This is a genomic window from Erythrobacter donghaensis (assembly GCF_001557325.1).
In the GTDB taxonomy this organism is placed as follows: domain Bacteria; phylum Pseudomonadota; class Alphaproteobacteria; order Sphingomonadales; family Sphingomonadaceae; genus Erythrobacter; species Erythrobacter donghaensis_B.
Map to the genome: position 1 here is coordinate 1 of NZ_LSJS01000090.1, position 23,423 is coordinate 23,423.

General features: G+C 59.3%; 26 protein-coding genes and 1 pseudogene. 10 read left to right on the plus strand and 17 right to left on the minus strand.

Features of this window, described 5'->3' with window-relative positions:
- From AX692_RS04490 to AX692_RS04510, 6 genes are all read right to left on the minus strand, one after another.
- The coding region (locus tag AX692_RS04490) for a hypothetical protein (protein ID WP_230961034.1) at positions 1-415 on the minus strand (415 nt) is incomplete at its 3' end.
- Between the two features lie 10 nt (positions 416-425).
- Entirely contained in the window at positions 426-722 is a 297-nt protein-coding gene (locus AX692_RS04495; protein WP_017184789.1) for a hypothetical protein, read from the minus strand.
- 223 nt (positions 723-945) lie between these two features.
- Positions 946-2,178, minus strand: a complete 1,233-nt coding sequence (locus AX692_RS04500; RefSeq protein ID WP_017184790.1) for an NAD(P)/FAD-dependent oxidoreductase — start codon at positions 2,176-2,178, stop codon at positions 946-948.
- Positions 2,179-2,284: 106 nt separating this feature from the next.
- Positions 2,285-2,599: a 2Fe-2S iron-sulfur cluster-binding protein gene (locus tag AX692_RS18800; RefSeq protein ID WP_037478039.1), complete on the minus strand. Its 315-nt coding sequence runs from the start codon at positions 2,597-2,599 to the stop codon at positions 2,285-2,287.
- A gap of 80 nt (positions 2,600-2,679) precedes the next feature.
- Positions 2,680-3,543: a carboxylating nicotinate-nucleotide diphosphorylase gene (gene nadC / locus AX692_RS04505; protein WP_017184792.1), complete on the minus strand. Its 864-nt coding sequence runs from the start codon at positions 3,541-3,543 to the stop codon at positions 2,680-2,682.
- Positions 3,543-4,877, minus strand: coding sequence for a Rieske 2Fe-2S domain-containing protein (locus tag AX692_RS04510; protein ID WP_017184793.1), 1,335 nt, complete (start codon positions 4,875-4,877; stop codon positions 3,543-3,545). The genes nadC and AX692_RS04510 overlap by 1 nt, the downstream gene beginning before the upstream one ends.
- 132 nt (positions 4,878-5,009) lie before the next feature.
- On the opposite strand from AX692_RS04510, the gene AX692_RS04515 reads away from it, so the two are divergent.
- From AX692_RS04515 to AX692_RS20780, 5 genes and pseudogenes are all read left to right on the plus strand, one after another.
- Positions 5,010-6,197, plus strand: coding sequence for a Gfo/Idh/MocA family protein (locus tag AX692_RS04515; protein WP_017184794.1), 1,188 nt, complete (start codon positions 5,010-5,012; stop codon positions 6,195-6,197).
- 2 nt (positions 6,198-6,199) lie between these two features.
- Positions 6,200-7,192, plus strand: coding sequence for a PhnD/SsuA/transferrin family substrate-binding protein (locus AX692_RS04520; RefSeq protein WP_017184795.1), 993 nt, complete (start codon positions 6,200-6,202; stop codon positions 7,190-7,192).
- Between the two features lie 175 nt (positions 7,193-7,367).
- Entirely contained in the window at positions 7,368-7,850 is a 483-nt protein-coding gene (locus tag AX692_RS04525; RefSeq protein ID WP_017184796.1) for a MarR family winged helix-turn-helix transcriptional regulator, read from the plus strand.
- 62 nt (positions 7,851-7,912) lie between these two features.
- Positions 7,913-8,953 (plus strand): GTP 3',8-cyclase MoaA, encoded by a 1,041-nt coding sequence (moaA, locus tag AX692_RS04530; protein ID WP_051034329.1) that lies wholly within the window; start codon positions 7,913-7,915, stop codon positions 8,951-8,953.
- A 148-nt stretch (positions 8,954-9,101) separates the two neighbouring features.
- Positions 9,102-9,242 (plus strand): annotated as a pseudogene (locus AX692_RS20780) (transposase); the annotation flags it as partial.
- 214 nt (positions 9,243-9,456) lie between these two features.
- Here the strand turns inward: AX692_RS20780 and AX692_RS04540 are convergent.
- The 11 genes from AX692_RS04540 to AX692_RS04590 all read right to left on the minus strand — a co-directional run bounded on the left by AX692_RS04540 (position 9,457) and on the right by AX692_RS04590 (position 18,830).
- Positions 9,457-10,908 (minus strand): NAD-dependent succinate-semialdehyde dehydrogenase, encoded by a 1,452-nt coding sequence (locus tag AX692_RS04540; RefSeq protein ID WP_017184799.1) that lies wholly within the window; start codon positions 10,906-10,908, stop codon positions 9,457-9,459.
- A 174-nt stretch (positions 10,909-11,082) separates the two neighbouring features.
- Positions 11,083-11,718, minus strand: a complete 636-nt coding sequence (locus AX692_RS18810; RefSeq protein WP_081095131.1) for a TetR/AcrR family transcriptional regulator — start codon at positions 11,716-11,718, stop codon at positions 11,083-11,085.
- A gap of 9 nt (positions 11,719-11,727) precedes the next feature.
- Positions 11,728-12,744 carry an aldo/keto reductase gene (locus AX692_RS04550; RefSeq protein WP_026002705.1) on the minus strand — a complete coding sequence of 339 codons (1,017 nt, stop codon included), beginning with the start codon at positions 12,742-12,744 and terminating at the stop codon, positions 11,728-11,730.
- 35 nt (positions 12,745-12,779) lie between these two features.
- Complete coding sequence (locus AX692_RS04555; protein WP_017184802.1) at positions 12,780-13,721, minus strand: Gfo/Idh/MocA family oxidoreductase; 942 nt, start codon at positions 13,719-13,721, stop codon at positions 12,780-12,782.
- Between the two features lie 13 nt (positions 13,722-13,734).
- A complete protein-coding gene (locus AX692_RS04560) occupies positions 13,735-14,127 on the minus strand; it encodes a hypothetical protein (protein WP_017184803.1) in 393 nt (130 codons plus the stop codon).
- Positions 14,127-14,990 (minus strand): class III extradiol dioxygenase subunit beta, encoded by an 864-nt coding sequence (locus AX692_RS04565; protein WP_017184804.1) that lies wholly within the window; start codon positions 14,988-14,990, stop codon positions 14,127-14,129. Before AX692_RS04565 ends, AX692_RS04560 begins: the two co-directional genes overlap by 1 nt.
- Complete coding sequence (gene ligA, locus AX692_RS04570; RefSeq protein WP_026002706.1) at positions 14,990-15,403, minus strand: protocatechuate 4,5-dioxygenase subunit alpha; 414 nt, start codon at positions 15,401-15,403, stop codon at positions 14,990-14,992. The genes AX692_RS04565 and ligA overlap by 1 nt, the downstream gene beginning before the upstream one ends.
- Positions 15,400-15,696, minus strand: a complete 297-nt coding sequence (locus tag AX692_RS04575) for a DUF2218 domain-containing protein (protein WP_017184806.1) — start codon at positions 15,694-15,696, stop codon at positions 15,400-15,402. The genes ligA and AX692_RS04575 overlap by 4 nt, the downstream gene beginning before the upstream one ends.
- The gene (locus AX692_RS04580; protein ID WP_017184807.1) at positions 15,693-16,715 is read right to left on the minus strand and encodes an amidohydrolase family protein; all 1,023 of its coding nucleotides are present in this window, start codon (positions 16,713-16,715) and stop codon (positions 15,693-15,695) included. The genes AX692_RS04575 and AX692_RS04580 overlap by 4 nt, the downstream gene beginning before the upstream one ends.
- Positions 16,712-17,596, minus strand: a complete 885-nt coding sequence (locus tag AX692_RS04585; protein WP_017184808.1) for an NAD(P)-dependent oxidoreductase — start codon at positions 17,594-17,596, stop codon at positions 16,712-16,714. Before AX692_RS04585 ends, AX692_RS04580 begins: the two co-directional genes overlap by 4 nt.
- 64 nt (positions 17,597-17,660) lie before the next feature.
- On the minus strand, positions 17,661-18,830 hold the full coding sequence (locus AX692_RS04590; RefSeq protein WP_017184809.1) for a LysR substrate-binding domain-containing protein: 1,170 nt from the start codon (positions 18,828-18,830) through the stop codon (positions 17,661-17,663).
- Between the two features lie 102 nt (positions 18,831-18,932).
- Between AX692_RS04590 and ligK the strand changes: the two genes are divergently transcribed.
- From ligK to AX692_RS04615, 5 genes are all read left to right on the plus strand, one after another.
- A complete protein-coding gene (ligK, locus tag AX692_RS04595; RefSeq protein WP_026002707.1) occupies positions 18,933-19,607 on the plus strand; it encodes a 4-carboxy-4-hydroxy-2-oxoadipate aldolase/oxaloacetate decarboxylase in 675 nt (224 codons plus the stop codon).
- On the plus strand, positions 19,600-20,655 hold the full coding sequence (locus AX692_RS04600) for a 4-oxalomesaconate tautomerase (protein ID WP_026002708.1): 1,056 nt from the start codon (positions 19,600-19,602) through the stop codon (positions 20,653-20,655). Before ligK ends, AX692_RS04600 begins: the two co-directional genes overlap by 8 nt.
- Positions 20,652-21,521 carry an amidohydrolase family protein gene (locus AX692_RS04605; RefSeq protein ID WP_026002709.1) on the plus strand — a complete coding sequence of 290 codons (870 nt, stop codon included), beginning with the start codon at positions 20,652-20,654 and terminating at the stop codon, positions 21,519-21,521. Before AX692_RS04600 ends, AX692_RS04605 begins: the two co-directional genes overlap by 4 nt.
- A 144-nt stretch (positions 21,522-21,665) precedes the next feature.
- Complete coding sequence (locus AX692_RS04610; RefSeq protein ID WP_017184813.1) at positions 21,666-22,883, plus strand: MFS transporter; 1,218 nt, start codon at positions 21,666-21,668, stop codon at positions 22,881-22,883.
- Between the two features lie 189 nt (positions 22,884-23,072).
- Positions 23,073-23,405, plus strand: coding sequence for an NTP transferase domain-containing protein (locus AX692_RS04615; RefSeq protein ID WP_196491765.1), 333 nt, complete (start codon positions 23,073-23,075; stop codon positions 23,403-23,405).
- Positions 23,406-23,423 lie beyond the last annotated feature (18 nt).

Consider the following 23,423-nt stretch of genomic DNA (forward strand, 5'->3'; position numbering starts at 1 on the left):
CGTCCTTCACCGTCCAGCGCCGACCGCGCAACTCGTGGCTGGCCGGACGCTTACGGTCGTAGCGCGTCGGGTGTATCCGATCCCGCGTCGGAAAGCGCAGCAGATCGATCGTCTCATCAGCATAGGTCGCAGCGACCGAGTTCACAATGTAGGCATGTTGACGACTGTAAGGAAGAAGCCAAATGACCCGATGGCAGATGGTCCGGATACGGATACTCGTCAGCCTGGCGGCGAGATCAGACCTTGCATCGTCGTTGGATCCGACCGAAAAGACGCATGCGCCGTACTTCTTCGTTGGGAAACGCCATCCAAGTATCTGATGTGCATGCACACGCTCGGCCGCTAGCACATCGCACTGGGGGGCATATTTCGCGTTGATGGCGCGTGCGGTCCCCAGCCCGATGCTGTCGCCCAATATGAGGCACTCAAATACGGACCTGCTCCCCGGCATCGGGAACGTTGCTGTCTTGGTCTTCGATTTGTTGCCGGATTTCCGATACGTCCACCTTGCCGATCAGGTAATCCCCCTCATCCTTGAAAAACGCCTCAATCCGCTTCGTTTCGTCCAGAGGTGGCAAAAGCGAACCGAAGCGGGCCTGCCATTGCTGCTCTACAAAACCCAGGAGTGCCTTCCAGGAAGCCGCCTCGCTTGCGTGGACCTGGAGCATCTTATGACCCTCATGCAGGATGATAAGGACGGAGGCGTGCATGATGCTATCCATCGTAAGCGGCAAATCAGTACGGGCAGGCACGACCTGCCTTTTCGTCGCAAAACATGCAATTCCGGCCACCCGAAATCAAAAATACATATCAACTATGTCTATGTACTGCCAAACTGATTCTAGAAAATACAAGAAAAACCTTCACATGTGTAAAGAGAAAGTTTCAGTTAATTTTGTATATACTCAGAAATTTATCAGAATTGTTATTATAACAACAGTTCTATCAACTCACCAAAAGTGACTTGATAGGAATCTCAGGGTTTGCAAGTACAGATTTATCAGGAGTGGCCTGCGTGATAACGAGTGCCTTACCCTGAACATAGTCCTTCACAGAGTTGACGCAGTCAAGGGCCAGCACCTTACCCTTGCTAAGATATACGAGCGTGAAGCTGCGCGCTGCGCTCTGGCCCCGCACGACGACTTCATCGTATCCCAAGCTAAGCCCGATAGTCTGGAGCTTGAGATCATATTGGTTCGACCAGAACCAGGGAACGGCGTGGTACGGCGCGGCGTCACCAGCAATATGCCTGGCGGCCGTTATGGCCTGGTCATTGGCGTTCTGAACTGACTCCAACCGGATCCGCTGACCGCCAGCAAAGGGGTTGGCATGGATCGCGCAATCGCCGATCGCGTAAATGTTCGGCAACGAAGTCTGACAGAATTCATCGACTTCTACCCCGTTCCCGCTTGCCGCACCCGCCGCGATCAATGGCTCTACGGCCGGAACGATCCCGATGCCGACGACAACCATGTCTGCGGGTAAGACCGAGCCGTCAGACATCCGGACACCCGTTACCCATCCATCATGTCCAATCAGGCAATCCATTTTGGCGTTCAAATGGATCTCAACGCCATGCGCCCGATGTTCAGCCTCATAAAAACGAGAAAGCGGTTCACCAGCGACCCTTGCCAGCACACGATCCATCGCTTCCAGCACCGTCACTTGCTTGCCGAGCTTGGCGAGTACCGCAGCCGCCTCGAGGCCGATATACCCGCCACCGATCACCACGACATTCTGCACTTTCGGCGTCTCGGCCAGCATGCGGTCAGCGTCAGCACGAGTGCGGACGTTGTGGACACCCATGAGATCGCTTCCCGAACAGCTCAAGCGACGAGGCGCACCGCCAGTTGCCCAGATCAGCTTGCCATAGCCAATGCGGCTTCCGTCGGAGAGCACAACATTTTGCTCCGCCGGATCGACGGCCACAACCCGTCGCAGGAGCTGCAACTCGATATCGCGCTCGGCCCAGATTGCCTGAGGTCGAATGAGAATTCTTTCGAAGCTCTTTTCGCCTGAGAAATATTCCTTGGAGAGCGGCGGGCGTTCATATGGCGGATCTGGCTCATCTCCCAGCAGTGCCACACTTCCCGCATATTTATGCTGGCGCAGCGCGAGCGCGGCTTGAGCTCCCCCATGCCCGGCCCCAACAATAAGAACATCGTACCGCTCGCTCATGGGATAGATAGCTTCCTTACAGGATTACATAAGCCGTGCTTTGCTTGTCACGCCGTCGGTTAACGGCAAGAGCCTGATTGAGCTCTCTTTGCGAACTCAAGTGCCCTCAATCTTCCGGCGCAATCGTGATGCAAAGTCCGTCCAGAGCATCAGAGATAGTCAACTGACAGGATAACCGAGATCTTGAGCAACGGTGCTCGGACGAGTCCAGAAGATCGTCCTCATCCGTACTCATGGGTGGCAAGCGATCGAGAAACGCTTCATCGACCTGGATATGGCAGGTTGCGCAGGAGCAACACCCTCCGCACAATGCAAGCAACTCGTCGATGCCTGCGTCGCGGATCGCTTCCAGTAACGTGGTTGCGCCATTCGGTGTGACGGTCACGCGCTCGCCAGTGCGCGTTGTAACGGTAATCTCCATTAGTCCTCTAATTTCCAAATATGCTTTTTGGCAGTCTGCTATCGACTGAAAAACCTCCACGCCGCCTTGGCGCGCAAGGCTCATGGGGAAAGCGCGTAGTCCAATCCGATATCGGCCGCGGGAGCACTTTGGGTGATGCGCCCGACTGATACAAAATCGACGCCAGTCGACGCGATTTCCCTAATCGTATCGAGCCGCACGCCGCCTGACGCTTCGATGGGGACGCGGCCGCCGACAAGGGCGACGGCCTCTTTGAGCTTGGCAGGAGACATGTTGTCGCAAAGCAGACGATCCGCCCCCGCCATCAGCGCAGGCTCGATTTGTTCGATCCCGTCAACCTCGACCTGGACTTCCAGCCCGGTATTGGCGGCTTTCGCAGCCTTGACCGCTTCGACAATGCTGCCAGCGGCGGCGATGTGGTTGTCCTTGATCAGGATACCGTCATCCAGACGCATGCGATGATTCCGCGCCCCGCCCACCTTGGCGGCATATTTCTCGATCGCCCGAAGACCGGGAATTGTCTTGCGCGTATCGAGAAGGACGCAATCCGTACCGGCGATCGCTTCGGCATAAGATCGCGTCACCGTCGCGATGCCGGTCAGGTGCTGGAGCGTATTGAGAGCGGACCTCTCGGCCGCGAGCATGAGCTGCGCGCTTCCCGCAATTCGCATGAGGGGCTGCCCAGCGGCAACATTGTCCCCATCCTGCACCAGGAATTCGATAGCGACCTCGGGGTCGAGCTTACCGAAAAACGCGGCTGCCAGCTGGAGCCCGGCAACCACTATCGGTTGCCGGGCAGCCAGAACGGCGGAAAAGCGCGCGCTGGCGGGGACTGACACACGGCTCGTGACGTCTCCGCTCCCCAGATCCTCACTCAGAACATAATCGACGAAGTTGTCGAGTTGTTGCTGATCCAGGCCCGCGATCAAATCCGACTCACGCATCAGGAAACCGCGTCCGCCAGATCTTCAACTTCTTCCTTGTCGGCGAAGACGCCGGTCAAGCGCCTCTCCTCCTCGGAGACGTTGATCAGCCGCCAGTCATCGCCCTTGGGGACCATGCCCTCGAACGACATGAGCTTCGCCAGTGGCACGCGCGGTTCTACAGCACCCAGTGCCGGCTCGCCTTTCTGAACAGCCTGGGCGGCGCGATACATCTGGGTGCGGAAGGTGAAGATCGCCTTGTCGCTCGAGCCGAGCAGATCCTCGCTGCGGTCGGCGATCGGCCCCATCGATTCCCACATCGCCATGTCCTGACAGGGAATGCCGTAGATGCCGGTAAAGTCGCCGGCTTTCATCAGGGCCCGGTCCTGCAGATAGTTGTTTTCGGCGTTGCGCCGCTTTTTGAAGGTAACGGGCTCGACGTCCTTGCCAATCTCCGCCCCGCAGAACTTGCGCCAGGCATCCTGACTGATGCCCTTCGTCGGATGCCAGGCGATCCAATAGAACATGGTGTTCACATCGTCGATCGGAACCAGCATCTGTGACAGATGATATTGGTCGTTGGACGGGATGTGCACCGTGAACGGAGCCTGGAACAGAGTCATGCGTACATAGTCCTGCTTGTCCGCATCGATGATCGGCTTGCGGATAGCAGCATAACGAAAGCCGAACGGCGTTTTCTGCACTTCAATCTTGGGCGCCTTGTCGGCCGACGGGCGAAGCCACGCGGTGTCCGTAGCCGTCGAGCCGCTTACTTCGGTGGCCGTCGGCATGTTCGATGAATGCAGGCTCGAACTGTGCGCCGAATCGATCGACCCTTCGAGAACCTGCGCCCAGTTGCAGCCGCCATGCATTTTCACGATGCTGATCTTCTCAGCCGGCGCGGCCGACCAGTTCGGCGGGCTGAAAGGGATGACATTTTCCGGGTCACCCATCCACACCCAGACGAAACCAGCAGATTCTACCACCGGATATGCCTTGGTCTTCATCGTGCCGCGTAGCTTTGCATCGACCGGCTCGGAAGACATGTCGACGGCATTGCCGTCCACATCGAATTTCCAGCCATGATAAAGGCAACGCAGGCCGCATTCCTCGTTGCGACCGAAGGCAAGGGAAGCGCGCCGGTGCGGGCACAGCTCGTCGAGCGCACCGATGCGCCCCTCCGTATTGCGGAACACGACCATGTTCTCACCCAGCAAGCGAACACGCAACGGCGTGCCGTCTGGCTCGGCGACGTCCTCGATCATGCAGGCGGGCAACCAGTGCTGCCGCATCAGCTTCCCCATTGGGGCCTCGCCCTCCACACGGCAAAGCAGATCATTTTGTTCCGGAGTCATTAGCTACCCTCCTCATTTTGGCTTGGCACGAAGACGAATCACCCTCAGGATGCGCCCTTGAAATTACTTCTATATCGTAGTAATGGCTTTTTCAAGCCTGATTTTCGGGTTGAAGGGAGCGGCAGGCAAAGAATGGCAAATGCGTTGCGACTAGGAATCATTGGGCTCGGCCGGGGTTTCATGCTCACTCTGCCCGCGCTGAAGGCCGATTCTCGCGTAGCGCTTGCCGGGGCTTTCGACCTGCGCCGCGAAGCTCGGGAACGCTTCGCGGACGAATTCGGCGCGCCGGCGTTCGATACGCTCGACGCGCTCTTGTATTCGCCGGTTATCGATGCGGTTTATATAGCCACCCCGCATGAGTTGCATGCCGAGCAGGCCATCGCCGCTCTGCGGGCTGGAAAGCATGTGCTGGTCGAAAAGCCGATGGCGACAACGCTTGCAGATTGCGCGCGTATAGAGCGCGCCGCCGCCGATGCCGGCAAGGTGCTCGTGGTCGGACCCAGCCACGGCTTCGATGCACCCGTACAGGCTGCCGCGCAATTGGTTGCCTCAGGCAGGTTCGGTGCCGTGCGGATGGTCACGGCGCTCAACTTCACCGATTTCATGTTCCGGCCCAGGCGTCCGGAAGAACTGGATAGCGCCCGTGGCGGCGGCGTCGTCTACAGCCAAGCGGCGCACCAGATCGATGTCGTGCGCCGCCTTGTCGGGCAGCCCGTTTCATCTGTTCGCGCCGTCGCCGCCAACTGGGATAGCAGCCGCCCGAGCGAAGGCGCCTATACGGCGCTGGTGACATTTGAAGCCGGTGCTGCAGCGTCGCTGACCTATAGCGGATATGCGCATTATGACAGCGACGAACTGGTGGGGTGGATAGCGGAGCTTGGCTATGACAAGGACCCGGATCGCTACGGCGAGGCGCGTAAGAGGCTTGCGACGCTATCATCGCAGGATGAAATCGAAGCCAAACTGAAGCGCACATACGGCGTCCCGGCTGTCGCTGCCGACACGCCAGCGCCGCATCATGAGCATTTCGGTTTCATCATCGTCAGCTGCGACCGCGCGGACCTGAAACTGTCGCCCAAGGGGCTCTCAATTTATGGGGACACCGAACGCGATTTCCAGCCGATCGAGCCCCCTGCCCTGCCGCGCAAGGAAGTCATCGACGAGTTTGTCGGCGGTTGCCTAGGCATTCGCCGCCCGATCCATGACGGGCGCTGGGGACTTGATACCATGGCCTGTTGCGTCGCGCTCCTCGAATCGAGCCGACGCAATACGGACGTAGCGCCCAACCAACTTCTCGACACTCTATCGGAGAAACCGTGACAATGACCAGACTGAGCCTTTCCCTCGCCTGTTGGGGCTATGACCGCACCGAAGCCCTCCAGACGGGCGCGGTCCGGCCCGACGGCATCGACCTCAACTTTCAGGTTCTGGATGTCGAGGAAACCTTCTTCCGCATGCTGCGCAATCGAGAATTCGATGTCGCTGAACTGTCGATGTCGTCCTATTGCGTGACCCTGGGCCGCGAGAATCCTGGCTTCATCGCCATTCCCGTCTTTCCTTCGCGCTTCTTCCGCCACTCCTGCATTTTCGTCTCCGCCAAAAGCGGCATCGAAAAGCCCGAGGATCTCGTCGGCAAGCGGATCGGCGTGCCTGAATATCAGATGACGGCTCCGGTCTGGATCCGCGGCATCCTGCAGGACGAGTATGGCATTGATCCTGCGTCGGTCACCTACGTCACGGGTGGTGAAGAGGAGCCGGGGCGCGAGGAGAAGCTGAAGCTCAATCTACCCGACAAGTTCAAGGTCGAGCCGATCGGACCCACCCAGACCTTGAAGCGCATGCTGGCGGATGGAGAGATCGATGCGCTGCATACTGCGCGGGCGCCGTCGACCTTCTATTCGGAGCCGGGCAAGGTTCGGCGCCTCTTCCCCAATTTTGTGGACGTTGAAAAAGCCTATTTCGCGAAGACAGGAATCTTCCCGATCATGCATGTCGTGGCCATCCGGCGAGACGTGTATGAGAAGAATCGATGGATTGCTCAGGCGCTTTACAAGGCATTCGTAGAAGCCCAGCGGTTGAGCTATGAACAATTGTTGGTGTCGGCATCGCTGAAAACGATGTTGCCATGGCAGATCGCCGCAGTGGAGGACACTATTGCTACGATGGGCAGGGAATGGTGGCCCTATGGCATCGAAAAGAACCGCCACGTCATCGAGACATTCACGCGTTACCATCACGAGCAGGGCCTGTCGCCCCGCCAGCTCACCATAGAAGAGATGTTCGCGCCCGAGACTTTCGCCGAGTTCCGCATCTAAGAAACCATCCTGCACGAGGCCAGTCTACTGCTCACATGATGGTCCTCGGGACACGTTTAATATCCCGAGGACCATCATAGGAATATGGGTTTCGGGTGCCGGGTACGGTTTTGCGATGCGTTCGTGCGGCGTCTGTGCGAGTGGAGGATCGGTTGAACCCGTCAGGAGTGAACAGATGTCGAAGCACGCCCCCAAACTCGATCCGGAACTGAGTTTGGGCTATCAGGTTCGGCGCTGCCACCGACGGTTCGATCGGCTCTTGAGTGCCTATTTGGCCAAGCACGAACTCAAAACCGGTTTCTGGTACTATCTTCGTGTCCTATGGCTCAGGGACGGGGTGACCCAAAAATATCTGAGCGACATGACTAACGTCACCGAAAATACGACGGTCGCCATGATAAACGCCATGCTTCGGCAAGGGCTGGTGCAACGCGCCAAGGACAAGGATGATCGTCGAAAATTGCGGATTACTCTTACAGATCATGGCCGTGCGCTCGAAAAGGAGCTGATGCAATACGCGATCGACATCAACAAGGTCGCTGTTGCTGGCATCGAGCCGCGCGAAGTTGAAATCTGTCGATCGGTCCTCGAGCGCATATCAGCCAATCTCGCTGCCGAATTTGATAGGCTGCCTGCGAAGCCTGCTGACGAAGGATGACTCCTCCACATCATCCCTGGATCAGGGGCAACAGGCCATGAACAGGGAGGGACGTGTGCGCCATGGCTGAACGGGAAGGCCTCACGGCCACTCCAACTCCCGATAGAGGGAAGCCTTGGCGCAGCCTGACCGACCGTTTCGGCCGAACGATCACTTATGTCCGCCTGTCCGTCACCGATCGGTGCGACCTGCGCTGCCGTTATTGCATGGCCGAGCGCATGGAGTTCCTGCCGCGCCAGGACCTCCTCACCCTGGAGGAACTGGCGGAACTGGCCGATGCCCTGATCGCGCGAGGTGTGCGACGCATCCGCCTGACCGGTGGCGAGCCTCTGGTCCGTCGCGGCATCGTCGGGTTGGTGGAGGCGATCGGCCAACACATCGGCAACGGCCTTGATGAGCTGACGATGACAACCAACGCTACCCAGCTCGCCACAGTCGCGCGCGACCTCCATCGATATGGCATTCGCAGACTCAACATCAGCCTCGACAGCCTCGACCACGAGCGCTTCCGGGCGATCACCCGGCGCGGCGACCTGGACCAGGTGTTGGCCGGGATCGCCGCCGCGCAAGACGCGGGCCTCGCCGTGAAGATCAACATGGTTGCGCTCAAGGCGCTCAACGAAGATGAAATCGGAACAATGGTTGGCTGGTGCGGCGAACGGGGATTCGATCTCTCGCTGATCGAGACGATGCCGTTGGGTGCGGTGGAAGAAGACCGGACCAATCATTATCTGCCCCTCGACCTCGTGAAACGTCGGCTGGCGCGCGAATATGTCCTGATTCCGTCGCTCCACCGAACCGGCGGACCGGCGCGCTATTATGACGTTGCCGAAACCAGTCGGCGGATAGGCTTCATTACGCCCCTCACCGACAATTTCTGCGCCGGCTGCAACCGCATCCGCATATCGGCTACTGGCACCATTTTTGGTTGTCTCGGCCGCGACCAGCGCATCGAACTGCGCGATGCGATGCGTGTTGGTGGCCGGGATGCGATCGACGCGGCGCTGGATGCCGTAATGACCGCCAAGCCACTCCGCCACGAGTTCGACATTGCGCGATCACAGCCGGCTGTCGAACGCCATATGAACGTCACTGGCGGTTGAGCGCCTCCATGATCTTTTGTTCGCCGACGCAGTATGGCCGTTACTTTTTGCGCGGCTGGTCGATTGATTTTCATAAAATTGGTCTGCCTTGAGAAAATTGGTCCATTTCTGAAGAGAGCCCGAGCGGGCGAAAGGAATGGAGAAATATATGGGACGTCAGCGATTTACGCCGGAACAGATCATCGCGAAGCTGCGTGAGGTTGATGTGATTGTCGGGCGAGGCGGGACCACCGACGAGGCCTGTCGTCAGATCGGGATTGCCGAACAGACGCTATATAGGTGGCGTAAGGCGACAGCCGCTGCTTCATATTCGTTGATAATGTCGGTCTTCTTCGCCATGATAAGCTCGTACGCACTACGTTGTTCGACTGTCGCACGAGCTTAATCGCGCGGTCGATTCAGCTACCGTAGTAACGGCCTGTCATCAACAGCCAGCGCGTTCGTTTTTTGCCGTTTCTCTTTGACAATCCAGTTCTAAAGAAACGCTTGGAATCGGATGCGTCCTAACCGATCTGATGACAGACGAATTTCAAATTGAGATACTCATCGATCCCATATCGTGATCCTTCCCGCCCGAGACCGGATTCCTTCACCCCACCGAAAGGCGCGACCTCCGTCGAAATCAGGCCGGTGTTGAGCCCAACCATCCCATATTCAAGAGCCTCACTCACCTTCCAACTGCGCTCAAGGGATTGCGTGTATACATAAGCCGCCAAGCCGCTGTCCGTGGCATTCGCCAAATTGATCGCCTCATCCTCTGTCTGGAAACGGACGAGGCCGGCAAGGGGGCCAAAGGTTTCCTCCCGACATAGGAGAGCATCCGGCGAAACATCTACGAGAACGGTCGGCTCGAAGAAATGGCCTGCCCCGGGCACTCGTCGCCCTCCGGTCAATATCCTGGCACCATGTTTGACGCCGTCTTCGATATGGCTTTCGACCTTTGCAACGGCACGTTCATCGATCAATGGCCCCTGATCCGCGCCGGTCGAAAGACCCGGCCCGACGGCAAGCGCGCGAACACGTGCCGCCAGCTGCCGGGAAAAGGCTTCATAAACGCCGGATTGGACCAGAATGCGATTTGTGCAGACGCAGGTCTGACCTGAATTCCGGAACTTTGATGCTATTGCGCCTTCAACCGCATCGTCGAGTTTCGCATCATCAAAGACAATGAACGGCGCGTTTCCACCCAATTCGAGGGAAACCTTCTTCACGGTGCTCATACAACGGGCGGCGAGCATCTTGCCAACGCCTGTCGAACCAGTGAAGGTGAACTTGCGAACGCGCTTGTCAGCCGTCAGCACATCGCCGATCGGCGCGGGCTGACCGGTCACGATATTGAAAACTCCCGCCGGCACTCCGGCCTGGTCGGCCAGCCACGCCAAAGCGAGCGCTGAAAGCGGCGTCAATTCCGACGGCTTCAGCACCATGGTACAGCCGGCAGCCAGAGCTGGCGCTGCCTTTCGGGTGATCATGGCGAGCGGAAAATTCCAGGGTGTTACAGCGCCTACCACACCCACGGGTTCGCGTCGCACCAGGAGACGGTGGTCGGCCGCATGAGGTGCTAAGACATCTCCGTTCACACGCTTCGCCTCCTCCGCGAACCATTCGATGAACGATGCCGCATACACCACCTCGGCCTTGGCCTCGTGCAACGGTTTGCCTTGCTCGGCCGTCAGAAGGCGCGCCAGATCATCCGTATGGACGAGCACCAGATCATACCAGCGCCGCAAAATCGCGGCCCGCTGCTTGCCTGTAGCTTTTCGCCAATCGGTCAAGGCACGATAGGCCGCGTCGACGGCACCTTCGGCCTCGCGATACCCGAGATCCGGGACCGAGCCGACCAAGGAGCTGTCTGCCGGATTCAAGACGTCGATTCGCGCTTCGCCGTCGATCCATGCGCCATCGACAAAAGCTTGCGCCCGGAGCAGTTTTGGCTCCGCAAGGCTAAGATTCACGTTTGCTATTTCCCTGAAATCCAGTTTGGCATTCCCTAACAAATCCGGCCGATGGATGCCTTCGCGGTATGGACACTCTCATTTGATGAGAAGCCATCCATTCTGATAGCTGATGCATGTAAACGCCCGACGATACTCGCGGAATCTTGATTGCGCGAAACCAGATGAGAAGCGTTAGTCCGGCGTGATAGCGACCAGTTTCGAGACACGCACCGCGCTTCGAGGGCGTCGCGCACCGCTCATCAAGGCATCGTCTGCGATCGCATGGATGCTATAATAGATCAGCGTTGATAGCGCGTGGGGATCATCCACACACCATGCGCCCTCCAGCGTTCCTTGTGAAAGCAGATCGCTGATATAGCCCACAAGCCCGTCGTTCACGGCCACGGATCTGAGCGGCGTATCCCCACTGAAGAAGATCACATCCCGCAACTCGGGCGTGTCCAGATAACTTTCCACCGCCGTCTCGACCAGAAGATCGATCCGCGTGAAAAAATCGTCGGATTCGCAAAGACTGATCCTGCTTTTGACACGGTTCAATATCATGTTGCAGAAGTTGTCCCGAAGTGCCGCACGCAATTCGGTCTTACTTGAAAAATAATGGTAAAGTGTGCCCTTAGCGAGGCCAGTTTCAACGCAAACGTCATCCATCGTCGTCGCGTCATAGCCTCGCTCAACAAACAATCGCCTCGCCGCTTCCAGAATTTCGACGCGCCGAAGCTGAGCCTTCCTCGGACCGGGCGGGGCACCGGCCGGCCGGCGAACTGCGGCCGCGACCCTGCGTCGCCGGTCCCGAACGACCCGTTTCACCTGAACAGTCTAGCTGGCAAGCGGCTCACCCTCCCAAATCTCGGTACCAATTTGCGATTGGGCTTCCTTTGAATAACGAGGTCCCGAAACGGCGCCAAAAGCGAAAAGGGCGTCCACTTGGTCAAACACGACCTCGGAGATGGTCAACGACAGGGTATCCAGAATTTCATCGAGATGATCAATGTTCGTGGTCCCGGGGATCGGAACGACGAAGTCGCGCTTTGAAAGCAGCCAGGCGAGGCAGAGCTGCGCCGGAGTGCAATCTGCAGCCCGGGCCAACCCAGCCATCTGATCATAAAGCCCGAGGTTCCGCGTCAAATGAGGTTCCTGGAACCGCGGCATCGCGGCTCTCAGGTCGCCTTGCTGGAAACCTGCCGTACCCACACTTCCCGCCAACAAGCCGCGAGCCAGAGGCGAGAAGGCGATAAAGCCAATCCCGAGCTCCTCGCAGCAATCGAGTACGGCAAGTTCCACATTGCGCGTCCAGGGCGAATATTCGGTCTGGACAGCTGTCACCGGATGGATCGCATGTACCGCGCGGATCGTTTCTGCCGATACTTCCGACAAACCGATCGTGCGAATTTTTCCTGCCTCCACTGCCCGCGACAGGGCGCCGACCGACTCTTCCATCGGTACCTTCGGATCGAGGCGGTGAAGATAGTAGAGGTCGATGACATCGGTCCTCAATCGTATCAATGCTTCATCCAATGTCTGCGTGATCGCCGCCGCCGAACCGTCGAGACCGCGTTTTCCATTGATCTCGCCAAGCGCGCATTTGCTGGCAAGGACGAAATCCTTGCGGCGATGTCCCAAGGCACGCCCGATCAGCGTCTCATTTGCTCCGAACCCGTAGAGAGCAGCCGTATCGAAGAACGTGACGCCTCTATCCAACGCATGTAACAGTAGCCGTTCAGCTGCTTCAGCCTCGGGACGCGGCTGATACCCATGCGAAAGGTTCATGCAGCCAAGACCAATTGCTGACACGGAAAACGGGCCTAAAGCGCGCTTTGGAAGGGTCGCGGTCATACTATGCTCTTCCTGCCTGTGGTAGCGCGAAGGGATCAGCGGACAAGCTGCGCTTCCAGTTCGCCAAGCACGCGATAGCAATCGAATACGCCGGCGACTGAGGAATTGGGCTCGCGACCCTCGCGGATGGCCGCGACGAACTCACGATCCTGTAACTCGATGCCGTTCATCGACACATCCACCTGGGAAACGTCGATCGGCTCCTCCTTGCCGTTCACCAGGTCGTCGTAGCGCGCGATGTAGGTGCCGTTATCGCAGATATACCGGAAATAAGTGCCGAGCGGTCCGTCATTATTGAACGACAGCGAAAGGGTGCAGATAGCGCCGGTTTCGCTCTTCAATTGGATCGACATATCCATCGCGATCCCAAGTTCCGCATGGATTGGCCCCTGCAGCGCATGTGCCTCGACGATCTTTCCGGCCTGATAGGCGAAAAGGTCCACCGTATGCGCGGCATGATGCCACAGCAGATGGTCCGTCCAGCTACGCGGCTCACCCTTCGCGTTGATGTTCTTGCGGCGAAAAAAATAGGTCTGGACGTCCATCTGCTGGACGTTCAGTTCTCCGGCCCGGATCTTGTTGTGCACATATTGGTGCGACGGATTGAACCGACGGGTGTGGCCCACCATGCAGACCAGACCCGTTTCCTTCTGCTTGGCCAGGACCGCTTGCGCGTCTGCCCAGCTGTCCGCCAGCGGAATCTCTACCTCGACATGCTTGCCTGCCTCCATGCAGGCAATAGCTTGCTTAGCGTGCATCTGCGTAGGCGTGCATAGAATGACCGCATCGACGTCGTCGCGGGCAAGCGTTTCATCGAGTTCTGTAGTGACGTGGCCGACACCGTATTTCTCGGCTATCGCCCGGGTCGGCTCCAGCTCGCGGCCGACCAGCGAAGTGACGGTCACGCCATCGATGTTCTTGAGGCCATCCAGGTGCTTCTCGCCAAAGGCGCCCGCACCAGCCAGTGCAATCCGCATATGTGACATTTCCTTATGTTGGGTTGCTTCGCGAAGCAGCCAGTTGCAGTTCAGCGAGCCCCTGCTCGAGGTCATCAAAGGCCTTGCGTATGCGTCGAGTAGACGCCTGAAAATCAGTCGCTCTCTCGTCTAGCGCCACCGCCGGCCAGCGAGCTTGATGCTCAGCCAGCGCGGCGCGCAAGACCGACAGGTTTTTGCGAAACCGCGACCAGGCAGCCGAAGCACTCGCGTGCGCTTGCCAGTCATTCGTAGAATTGCTGACAAAGCCCAGCTTGCGCGACAATTCGAGCCTCAAACGAACCACTTCCTTCCGCCAGTCAGGCGGTTGGTCCTGGACAACCGAGGCGATCGATTGTTGCGTCTCACGCAGTTCGATCACTCTGGCCTTGAGGTCTTCGAAGTCCACTAGACCTCCGATGACGAACTCTCAGCCGGCCTCAATATGAGATGTCCGACCGCGGTATTGGACGCCGGGACGTGATAGTGCCGATGCAATGGCTTGACCATGCGGCCCAGCGCCCCGCGCATGATGAGCCACATCACCATTTCGATGCCTTCGGAGCCCGTCTCGCGCAGATATTCGATATGGGGAATGGTACGAAGCGTCTCCCCGTCATTTGTGCTCATCAAATCGAGGAAGCGGTTGTCCCATTCCGCATTGATCAGGCCCGCTCGAGGCCCCTGCAACTGGTGGCTCATACCACCCGTACCCCAGACCTGCACGTTGAGATCTTCGGGGAAGCTCGCCACTGCCCGCGCGATCGCCTCGCCCAATTGCCAGCACCGGTTGCCCGATGGCGGCGGATATGTGACCACATTCACGGCAATCGGAATGACCTTTACCGGCCAGGCCTCGGGCTGACCGAACATGAGACTGAGCGGAACGGTCAAGCCGTGGTCGACGTCCATCTCGTTGATGATGGTCATGTCGAACTCGTCCAGGATCAGGCTTTGCGCAATGTGCCAAGCAAGGTCTGCATGCCCGATCACCTCCGGCACCGGCCGCGGTCCCCAGCCTTCATCACAAATACCGTAGCGATCGGCGCAGCCGATCGCGAAAGTGGGGATTATCCGCATGTCGAAAGCCGACGCATGGTCATTGTAGACAATGATGACTACGTCGGGCTTTTCTTCGGCGATCCATTGCTTCGACCAGTCATAGCCGGCAAATACCGGCGCCCAATAAGGCTCGCCCGTCTTGCCGTTGTCGATCGTGGCGCCGATCGCGGGAATATGGCTTGTCGCGACGCCGGCGGAAATGCGGGCCATCACCTTTTCTCCCGAATCGAGCGGACGCCTTCAGGCGAGCGGCCGCCGGCAATCATCATCGCCTGATAGTCCTGGGGGCTCATGCCGGTCATCGTGCCGACGGCCTGTAGGAAGCTGAGCCCATCCGTCGAGAAGACCTTGGCCAGAAAATAGATATTGCCGCCGAGATCGAGGCAGCGATTATAGTCCCGATCCAGAACGGCCTGCTTCTGATCCTCGGTCATCGGCCATTCATCGATATAGGCACGCTCATCGGCTTTCCAGCGCTCACGGTTTTCGGCTTTCATCAGGCTCATCGCGAACTGGTTCATCCAATAGCCCTGCCGGGCACGTTTTGCCGTATAGACCCGCGTGCCGGGGATATCGTCGAACTCGGCCAAATAGGCGTGAATATCCCTTGTTCGACCAGTCACCGCCCATCCTCCCAGGTATAAGACAAAGGGGCTTCCCGAAAGGCGAACCTGTCGAGATGGCTCTCGATTACCCCCCGCAGGGTTTCAGCCTCTTCCGCGCCTGATGTGCGCAGGACGATACGGATACCCTCCGGATCGCTGGTAAAGCTCGCTGAAGCCACGTCAGAAAAGGGGACTAGGCCTTCTCCATCGGCATAGGACGTCTCGAACCGGTGGCTCCAATGCTTGATGAGCTGCTGGACATATTTGTCACCGGAAGCAGTCGAAACGAAGGCTTTCGAAACGAAGCTCACAGCCCTCTCTCCTTCAATCGGGAATCGAGCCGCGGAAAAACCCGGCGGGCGTTCCCTTCGAAGATCGCATGACGCTCCGCGTCGCTGATCACGAGCGCGTCCACATAACGCTTGGTATCGTCGAAATAATGGCCGGTGGTAGGATCGATGCCGCGCACCGCACCGACCATTTCCGAACCGAACAGGATATTCTTGTTGTCGATCACATCGGCCAACAGGTCGACGCCTGGCTGGTGATAGACGCAGGTGTCGAAGAAGATGTTGTTCATCAGATGCGCATCGAGGGCCGGCTTCTTCAGCATGTCGGCCAGGCCCCGGTAACGCCCCCAATGATAGGGGACGGCACCGCCGCCATGCGGGATGATGAAGCGCAAGGTGGGGAAATCCTTGAACAGATCTCCCTCGAGCAACTGCATGAAGGCGATCGTGTCGGCCGCGATGTAGTATCCGCCCGTGGCATGCATCGCGGGATTGCAGCTGCCCGACACGTGGATCATCGCCGGAACGTCCAGCTCCACCATCTTCTCGTAAAAGGGATACCAGTAACGGTCTGTCAGCGGCGGATGCTGGAAATGGCCGCCGCCCGGGTCGGGGTTCAGATTGCACCCGATAAATCCCATATCGACGCAGCGTTCCAGTTCCGCGATGCTGTTCACCATGTCGGCTGCGGGCGATTGCGGCAGCATGCACACGCCAACGAAAGTTTCCGGATAAAGGCCGACCACGCGCGAGATCAGGTCGTTGCAGCGGATCGCCCATTCCTTCGCGACACCGGCATCACCGACATGCGGGGCCATCGCAGACGCCCGGGGAGAGAAGATCGTGAGGTCGGCGCCACGCTCTTTGATCAGGCGAAGCTGGTTGGATTCGATGGTGTCACGGATTTCATCGTCGGAAATCTCCGGATAGGCCGGCGCAGGCACGCCCGCTTTGAAAGCCGCCTTCTGCTCCTCTCGCCAGGCATCGTGCCCCTTGGGCAGCACGGTATAATGACCATGGCAGTCGATAATCAGACTCATGCGGCGTCAACCCTCCCCACTAGTTTGGATTCCAGATCGGTGATTTTCTCGATTTTCGCGGAAAGCCCTTCCGGCGGAGGTGTGACCCCCAATCGACCCAGACGGCGATGCAGCGCGACAGCCTCGCGAGTCATCCCGCTTGCTGCCCCCAACCCTTCGAGCGTGAGCGCAACTTCTTCCATCTCGGCGGCGCGGCGCAGGCCATGAACCATCATCCGGTCGAGATTATAGTCCGCCTTGGCATCCCATTCGGGGCCGAGCGAGCCGAGCACTTCAGCCGTGACCCCTGCCCTTTCCGCCGCGAGCACGCATTCTGCGGTGAGGGCTTCGATACCTTTCACCATCACCGAACGGATCATCTTGATCGCCGAGGCCTGACCGACCTTGTCGCCCACTACCCGGATATTCGTGAAACCCAACCGCTCCAGTGCCGCCGCCGCGTCGCTCCCTCTGACGCCGCTCAGCAACAGCGGTACGGAGAGCTTGGCGGGATTGACCGGCGCCATGACCGCCACGTCCACATACCACCCGCCGGCAGCTTCAATCGTTTGTGCGGCGATGCGCTTGGTTTCAGGCGCCACGCTGTTCATGTCACAGAACATCGCAGCAGGAGCGACCAGCGAGGCGGCGGCGCGCGCGGCCACGACGGCTTGATCTGCCGTCACCAGCGAAAGCACCAGCGGCGAGCGGCTCACCGCATCGGCAAGCGTGTCGCTTCCCGCAACGCCAGCTGCCAGATACTCACGACGCTTGCGGTCGGCGCTGGCCGGATCATCGGTCAAAACGTCGAAGACACGCGCCGAAGTCGACCAGGACCCTGCTTCCGCAAAGCTGCGGCCCGCTTCTCCGAAACCAATCAAAGCGACAGCAATCTGATCCATTTGCCGAGATTAGCGGCAACCGTCCACGCACCGCCAATCGGATTGGCACCTAATGCATTAGAAATTACGAAGTGTGTTCGTCGCGCAGCACTGCGGCCTGTTCCTCGATAACCTCGATCAGAGCAGCCTGTGCCGGCGTAGGCCGCCAATCCGATCGGACGGTCAAACCGATGGTGCGCGACATCGGACGCACCGGGCCTGCAATTCTCACGAGCCACCCCGCCTCCAGTTCCACACTGACCTGATCGGGCGACAGCAGAGTGAGGAAATCGCTTTCGACAAGAATTTGCCGGACGATCATGACTGAGCCGCATTCCATCGGCACGCGTGGTGGCGTAACGCCGACCTCCTCGAACATCGACTGCCAATGCGCCCTTAACGGCGTACCAGCCGCGGCCACGATCCATGGATACCGCGCGAGCGCCGCAATCGTCGGGGGCCGGCGGGCCTGCGCCAGCGGGTGGTGCGCGCCGGCAAGAATGATGAGCGGATCGTCGAAAAGTTCTCTCTGTGCCATATCTGCCGATATATTTGTCCTCGCCGCACCGACCATCATATCGATATCGCCGTCACGCAGCGGCCCCGTCAGCTCGGCATAGGAGCCCTCCATGATGACGATATCGATATCCGGCTTCGCGCGATGAAACGCTGCGACGGCGCTCGGTAACAGGCGCGCACGCGAAAGCGGCATCGCTCCGATCGTGATGCGCCCTCTTTCGTGGCCTCGCAATGCGGCCAGCTCAATATCCGCCGATCGAAGCTCGGCAAGCGCGAGCCGGAAATTGCGCGCCATCGCCAAGCCGCGCGCCGTCAGGACAACACCCTTGCCGCGCCGCCTCACAAGATCCTGTCCCAAAGCGAGCGAAAGGTCGCTCACCGCCCGATGCAGCGATGCTTCGCTCAGACCCATGGCCGTCGCAGCATTTGCATAACTTCCCGCTCGCGATAAGCCGAGAAAAGCGGAAACCTGCGCCGCCGTCGCGCGCGTTTGCCCCAGAAGCCGAATGATCGCGGTAGCGCGCGGCGCCAGGATTCGTGCCTCATCCGTGGGGATCATGCGGCGCGGCTGCCGTTCGAAAAGCGGCACCCCGAACCGCAACTCCAGCTTGGCGATTCCCTGCGTCACTGCAGGCTGGGTAAGGTGAACCTCACGCGCGGCTGCCGTCACGCTTCCACTTTCCATGATCGCCAGAAAGGCGCGCAGATGCCGCAGATTCACGTCCAGCCGTTCCATGCTGCACGATTAGCAAATTCTTATTCATCGGGCAAAGAACGGATTTGCTGCAAGGACGGAACGGCGCGCATTCTCCCAGTTATCGTTGCCAAGGAGAGCGTTGTGTCGGGTTTAGTCGTCCAATCTATCGAGCGAGCGGAAGCGCCGGTAATCGACGCCCTCGCCTCTTGCGGCGTTGCGACGGTCCATGAAGCGCAAGGCCGCACAGGGCTGCTCGCCTCCCGCATGCGCCCGATCTATGCAGGCGCCCGTATCGCGGGCTCGGCGGTCACCATCTCCGCGCCTCCCGGGGACAACTGGATGGTGCATGTCGCCATCGAGCAGCTGCAGCCCGGCGACATTCTCGTGCTCGCCCCCACCTCGCCTTGCGAAGACGGCTATTTCGGAGACCTTCTCGCCACCTCGGCGATGGCACGGGGTTGCCGGGGGCTGGTAATCGATGCGGGGGTACGTGACGTGCGCGATCTGACGGCCATGGGCTTTCCTGTCTGGTCGAAGGCCATCTTCGCACAGGGTACGGTGAAGGCGACGCTGGGATCGGTCAATGTCCCCGTCGTTTGCGCAGACGCCGTGATCCGTCCCGGTGACGTGATCATTGCAGATGACGATGGGGTCTGTGTGGTCGAGCGCGAACGCGCCGCCGACGTGTTGGCAAAGGCCCAGGCACGCGAAGCCAATGAGGAAACGAAGCGTCAACGGCTCGCTGCCGGGGAACTCGGCCTCGACATTTACGATATGCGTGGCCGCCTCGCCGAAATGGGCCTGAAATATGTCTGACCCCACCCGCGTCATGTGGATGCGTGGCGGCACATCCAAAGGGGGCTATTTCCTCAAAGATGACCTCCCTGCCGATATCGCGGCACGCGACGCCTTCCTGCTCCGCGCGATGGGATCGCCCGATCCCCGCCAGATCGACGGGATGGGCGGGTCGGATCCCTTGACAAGCAAGGTGGCCGTGATCTCGAAATCCGAGCGTCCCGGCATCGATGTCGACTATCTGTTTCTTCAGGTATTCGTCGACAAGCCTATCGTTACCGATGCACAAAATTGCGGCAATATCCTGGCCGGCGTCGGTCCGTTCGCGATCGAACGCGGATTGGTGCCGGCACAGGACAGCGAGACGCGTGTCACCATCTACATGATGAACACCGGCCAGATTGCCGTGGCGACAATCGAAACACCGTCAGGGCGCGTGCGCTATGACGGGGCGGCAAGGATCGACGGCGTACCGGGCACGGCGGCTCCGATCCCGCTAGAGTTCCGCGAAACGGCAGGCTCATCCTGCGGCGCGCTGCTGCCTACCGGAAATGCCTGTGACATCGTGAACGGCGTGCCGGTCACGTTGATCGACAACGGCATGCCCTGCGTCGTGATGAAGGCCGAAGACGTCGGTGCGGCCGGCTACGAGAGTCGTGACGAGCTGGACGGCGCCAGCGATCTCAAGGCACGGATCGAGGCGATCCGCCTTGCCGTCGGCGAACGAATGAACCTCGGCGACGTGCGCGAGAAATCCGTACCCAAGATGATGCTGGTTGCACCACCGCGCGACGGAGGCGCCGTCACGGTACGCAGCTTCATCCCCCACCGCGCACATGCCTCGATCGGTGTTCTCGGCGCGGTCAGCGTCGCCACCGCCTGCTTGATCGAGGGATCGCCCGCCGCGCAGGTCGCGTCAATCCCAGGCGGTGCCCGCAAGACCCTGTCGGTGGAGCATCCTACCGGCGAGATGAGCTGCGTCATGGAGACGGATGCAGACGGCCAGGTCACCAGCGCCGCCATCTTGCGTACCGCGCGCAAGCTTATGGATGGAGAGATTTTCGCATGAGTCGTATCGTAAGCTGGCACGCCGATCCCTCACGCCCGCGGTTTGTACCACCCGCCGGCGCGGTCGATGCGCACTGCCATGTCTTCGGACCGATGGCGCAGTTCCCCTTCAGCGCGAAGGCCAAATATCTTCCCGAAGATGCCGGGCCGGACATGTTGTTCGCGTTGCGCGACAGGCTCGGTTTCTCCCGCAACGTCATCGTGCAGGCCAGTTGCCACGGCACGGACAACAGTGCGACGCTGGATGCAATCGCAAAATCCGATGGACGCGCGCGCGGGGTAGCGGTTGTCGATCCAGCCATCAGCGATGCCGAACTTGAAAACCTGCACCAAGGCGGCATTCGCGGCGTGCGGTTCAACTTCCTGAAACGGTTGGTCGACGATGCGCCCAAGGACAAATTCCTTGAGGTCGCCCGTCGCATCCAGGGCCTCGGCTGGCATGTCGTCGTCTATTTCGAGGCGGATATCCTGGAAGAACTCCGTTCGTTCCTCGACGCCATCCCTACGCTGATCGTCGTCGACCATATGGGGCGGCCCGATGTCACGCAAGGACCGGATGGACCGGATATGCGTGTCTTCCGGGCACTCCTCGACAGCCGCGACGATATCTGGACCAAGGTGACCTGTCCCGACCGCCTCGATGGCAGCGGCCCGCCATGGGATGCTTTCGCACAGGCCGTGCGCCCCCTTGTCGAAGACTATCCGGATCGCGTCCTGTGGGGCACCGACTGGCCGCACCCGAACATGCAAGATGCAATTTCGGACGATGGCGCGCTGGTCGATATGATCCCCCGCATCGCACCGACGCCTGAGTTGCAACATCGCCTGCTCGTGGACAACCCGGCCAGACTCTACTGGCATGATTAAAGCATGGATGCTGTCACCGTCGAAACGGGGGCATGCGCTTCATTGGCATGGAGATCGATAGCCGCCAACCAGTCTGAACCAGGCTGCGGCGGTTCCGCAGTTGAGTTCACGCAGACGGAGGGCGGGCATAGAGGGGGATACCTTATGACCGTCACGACATCGAAAGCCGAAAGCGCAGGCTGGGGCTCAATCTTTCTTGTCTATTGTTACGGTCTGCTTGCCATAGCGTCCGCCGGCAAGATGGCGCCGATCGCAGCGGATATGGGCAAGGCGCTCGGCTCTTCTCCGCAGGAGATCGGCTGGATTATCGGTCTCCTGTTCATTGCTCCCACACTCGGCTCAACCCTGGGCGGGTCAGCAGTCGATAGGTACGGTGCTCGGCCCATGCTCGCTGGCGCATGTGTGCTCATCGTGATCGCAAACGCCATTTGCTACATAAGCGACAGCTTGGGCCTGATCGAAGCGGCACGTCTGATCGAAGGTATCGGCTTTGTAGCGATCACCGCTGCCGCTCCTTCGCTCCTCATCATGACTACATCGGGAAAACGGCAAACCGGGGCCATGGCGCTCTGGTCGACCTATTTCGCCGCAGGCATAAGCGCCGGTCTGCTCCTTGCCGCTCCATTCTCCGCAACCGAACACTGGCGTCTGCCATTCGTCATTCATGGTGCGGCGGCAGCCGGCCTTGCCCTTTCCGTCGGCTTGCTCCCGGTGCCTGGACAGACGTCCCGCGGAACCGCTGGCAACGACGACGCCTTGCGGGCGGTGATCGGAGAATCGGGCGTACTCCGGTTGGCGGCCGCATTCGCGATACTCACCATCGCTGGTTTTGGCGTCAATATCGTCATGCCTCAATACATGGCCAAGACTCTTGGTGTTTCCGTATCCATGGGATCTGCTGCCGTAGCGATCTCGAATATCGCCAGTATCTGCGGAGGGATATTGACCGGCTTTCTTCTCTCCCGCGGTCACTCGTTCAAGCTCGTTGCCGCAACCATATCCGTCTTAGCCTGTATGGCGAGCATCTCTCTTTTCCTGCCTCAATCGAGCGTAACCTTAACGATTGTGAGCTTGATGGTCTGGGGTTTCGCCACGCCTGGTACGATGGTGGCGGTGGTCATGATCATGATTCCACGCGTTCTCAAGAACACCGCTATTGTTGGCCTGGCTAACGGTGTTGTCGTCCAGAGCGGCTCTGCCGCCGCGTTCTTCGTACCCGCAATTTACTTCTCTTTACTGGCCAATGGTATCTGGTGGTACTTTGCCCTTCTCGGCCTGGCCTGCGTCATCTTTGCTTTGATAACACTCCTTACCATCCAGCCGACGGGCGGCATGATCGACGATGGTGCAAATATCCACTAACGCCATCTGAACACATGAACCGCCAGTCGCGGAAATGGTGGGGAGGATTGGAGATGGCTGTGCGGGAATGGGACGGGAGTATGATCGGAAAGGGTAGCGCACCCCTATACGAACCTATCCAACCGCTGGGCGCATGACGTGCTCTCCGGCAATTACTAAAGACGAATGCACATGTGCGTGCGACCGATAGTGCTGGCCGCCGGCCGTTCGAGCCGGATGGGCTTCGACAAGCTCCGGACCAATCTGGGCGGACGGCCAGTGCTGGCGCATATCGTCGATACAATCGAACAGGCGGGTTTACCGCCGCCTCATATCGTAACGGACGCGGATGCCGCTGAACTCAGGGATATCCTTGGGAAGCGCGAACTATGCCAGACCCGAGCTTCCGACGCCCGTCGGGGAATGGCCCATTCATTGATCGCTGGGATCTCCGCGCTGCCGCAAGATACGCGTGCTGCGATCATTTGTCTGGGCGACATGCCATTTGGTATCCATCCGGCGGGGGCCGCCTTGCGCGGGTAGGTAGCGAGCGCTCTTTAG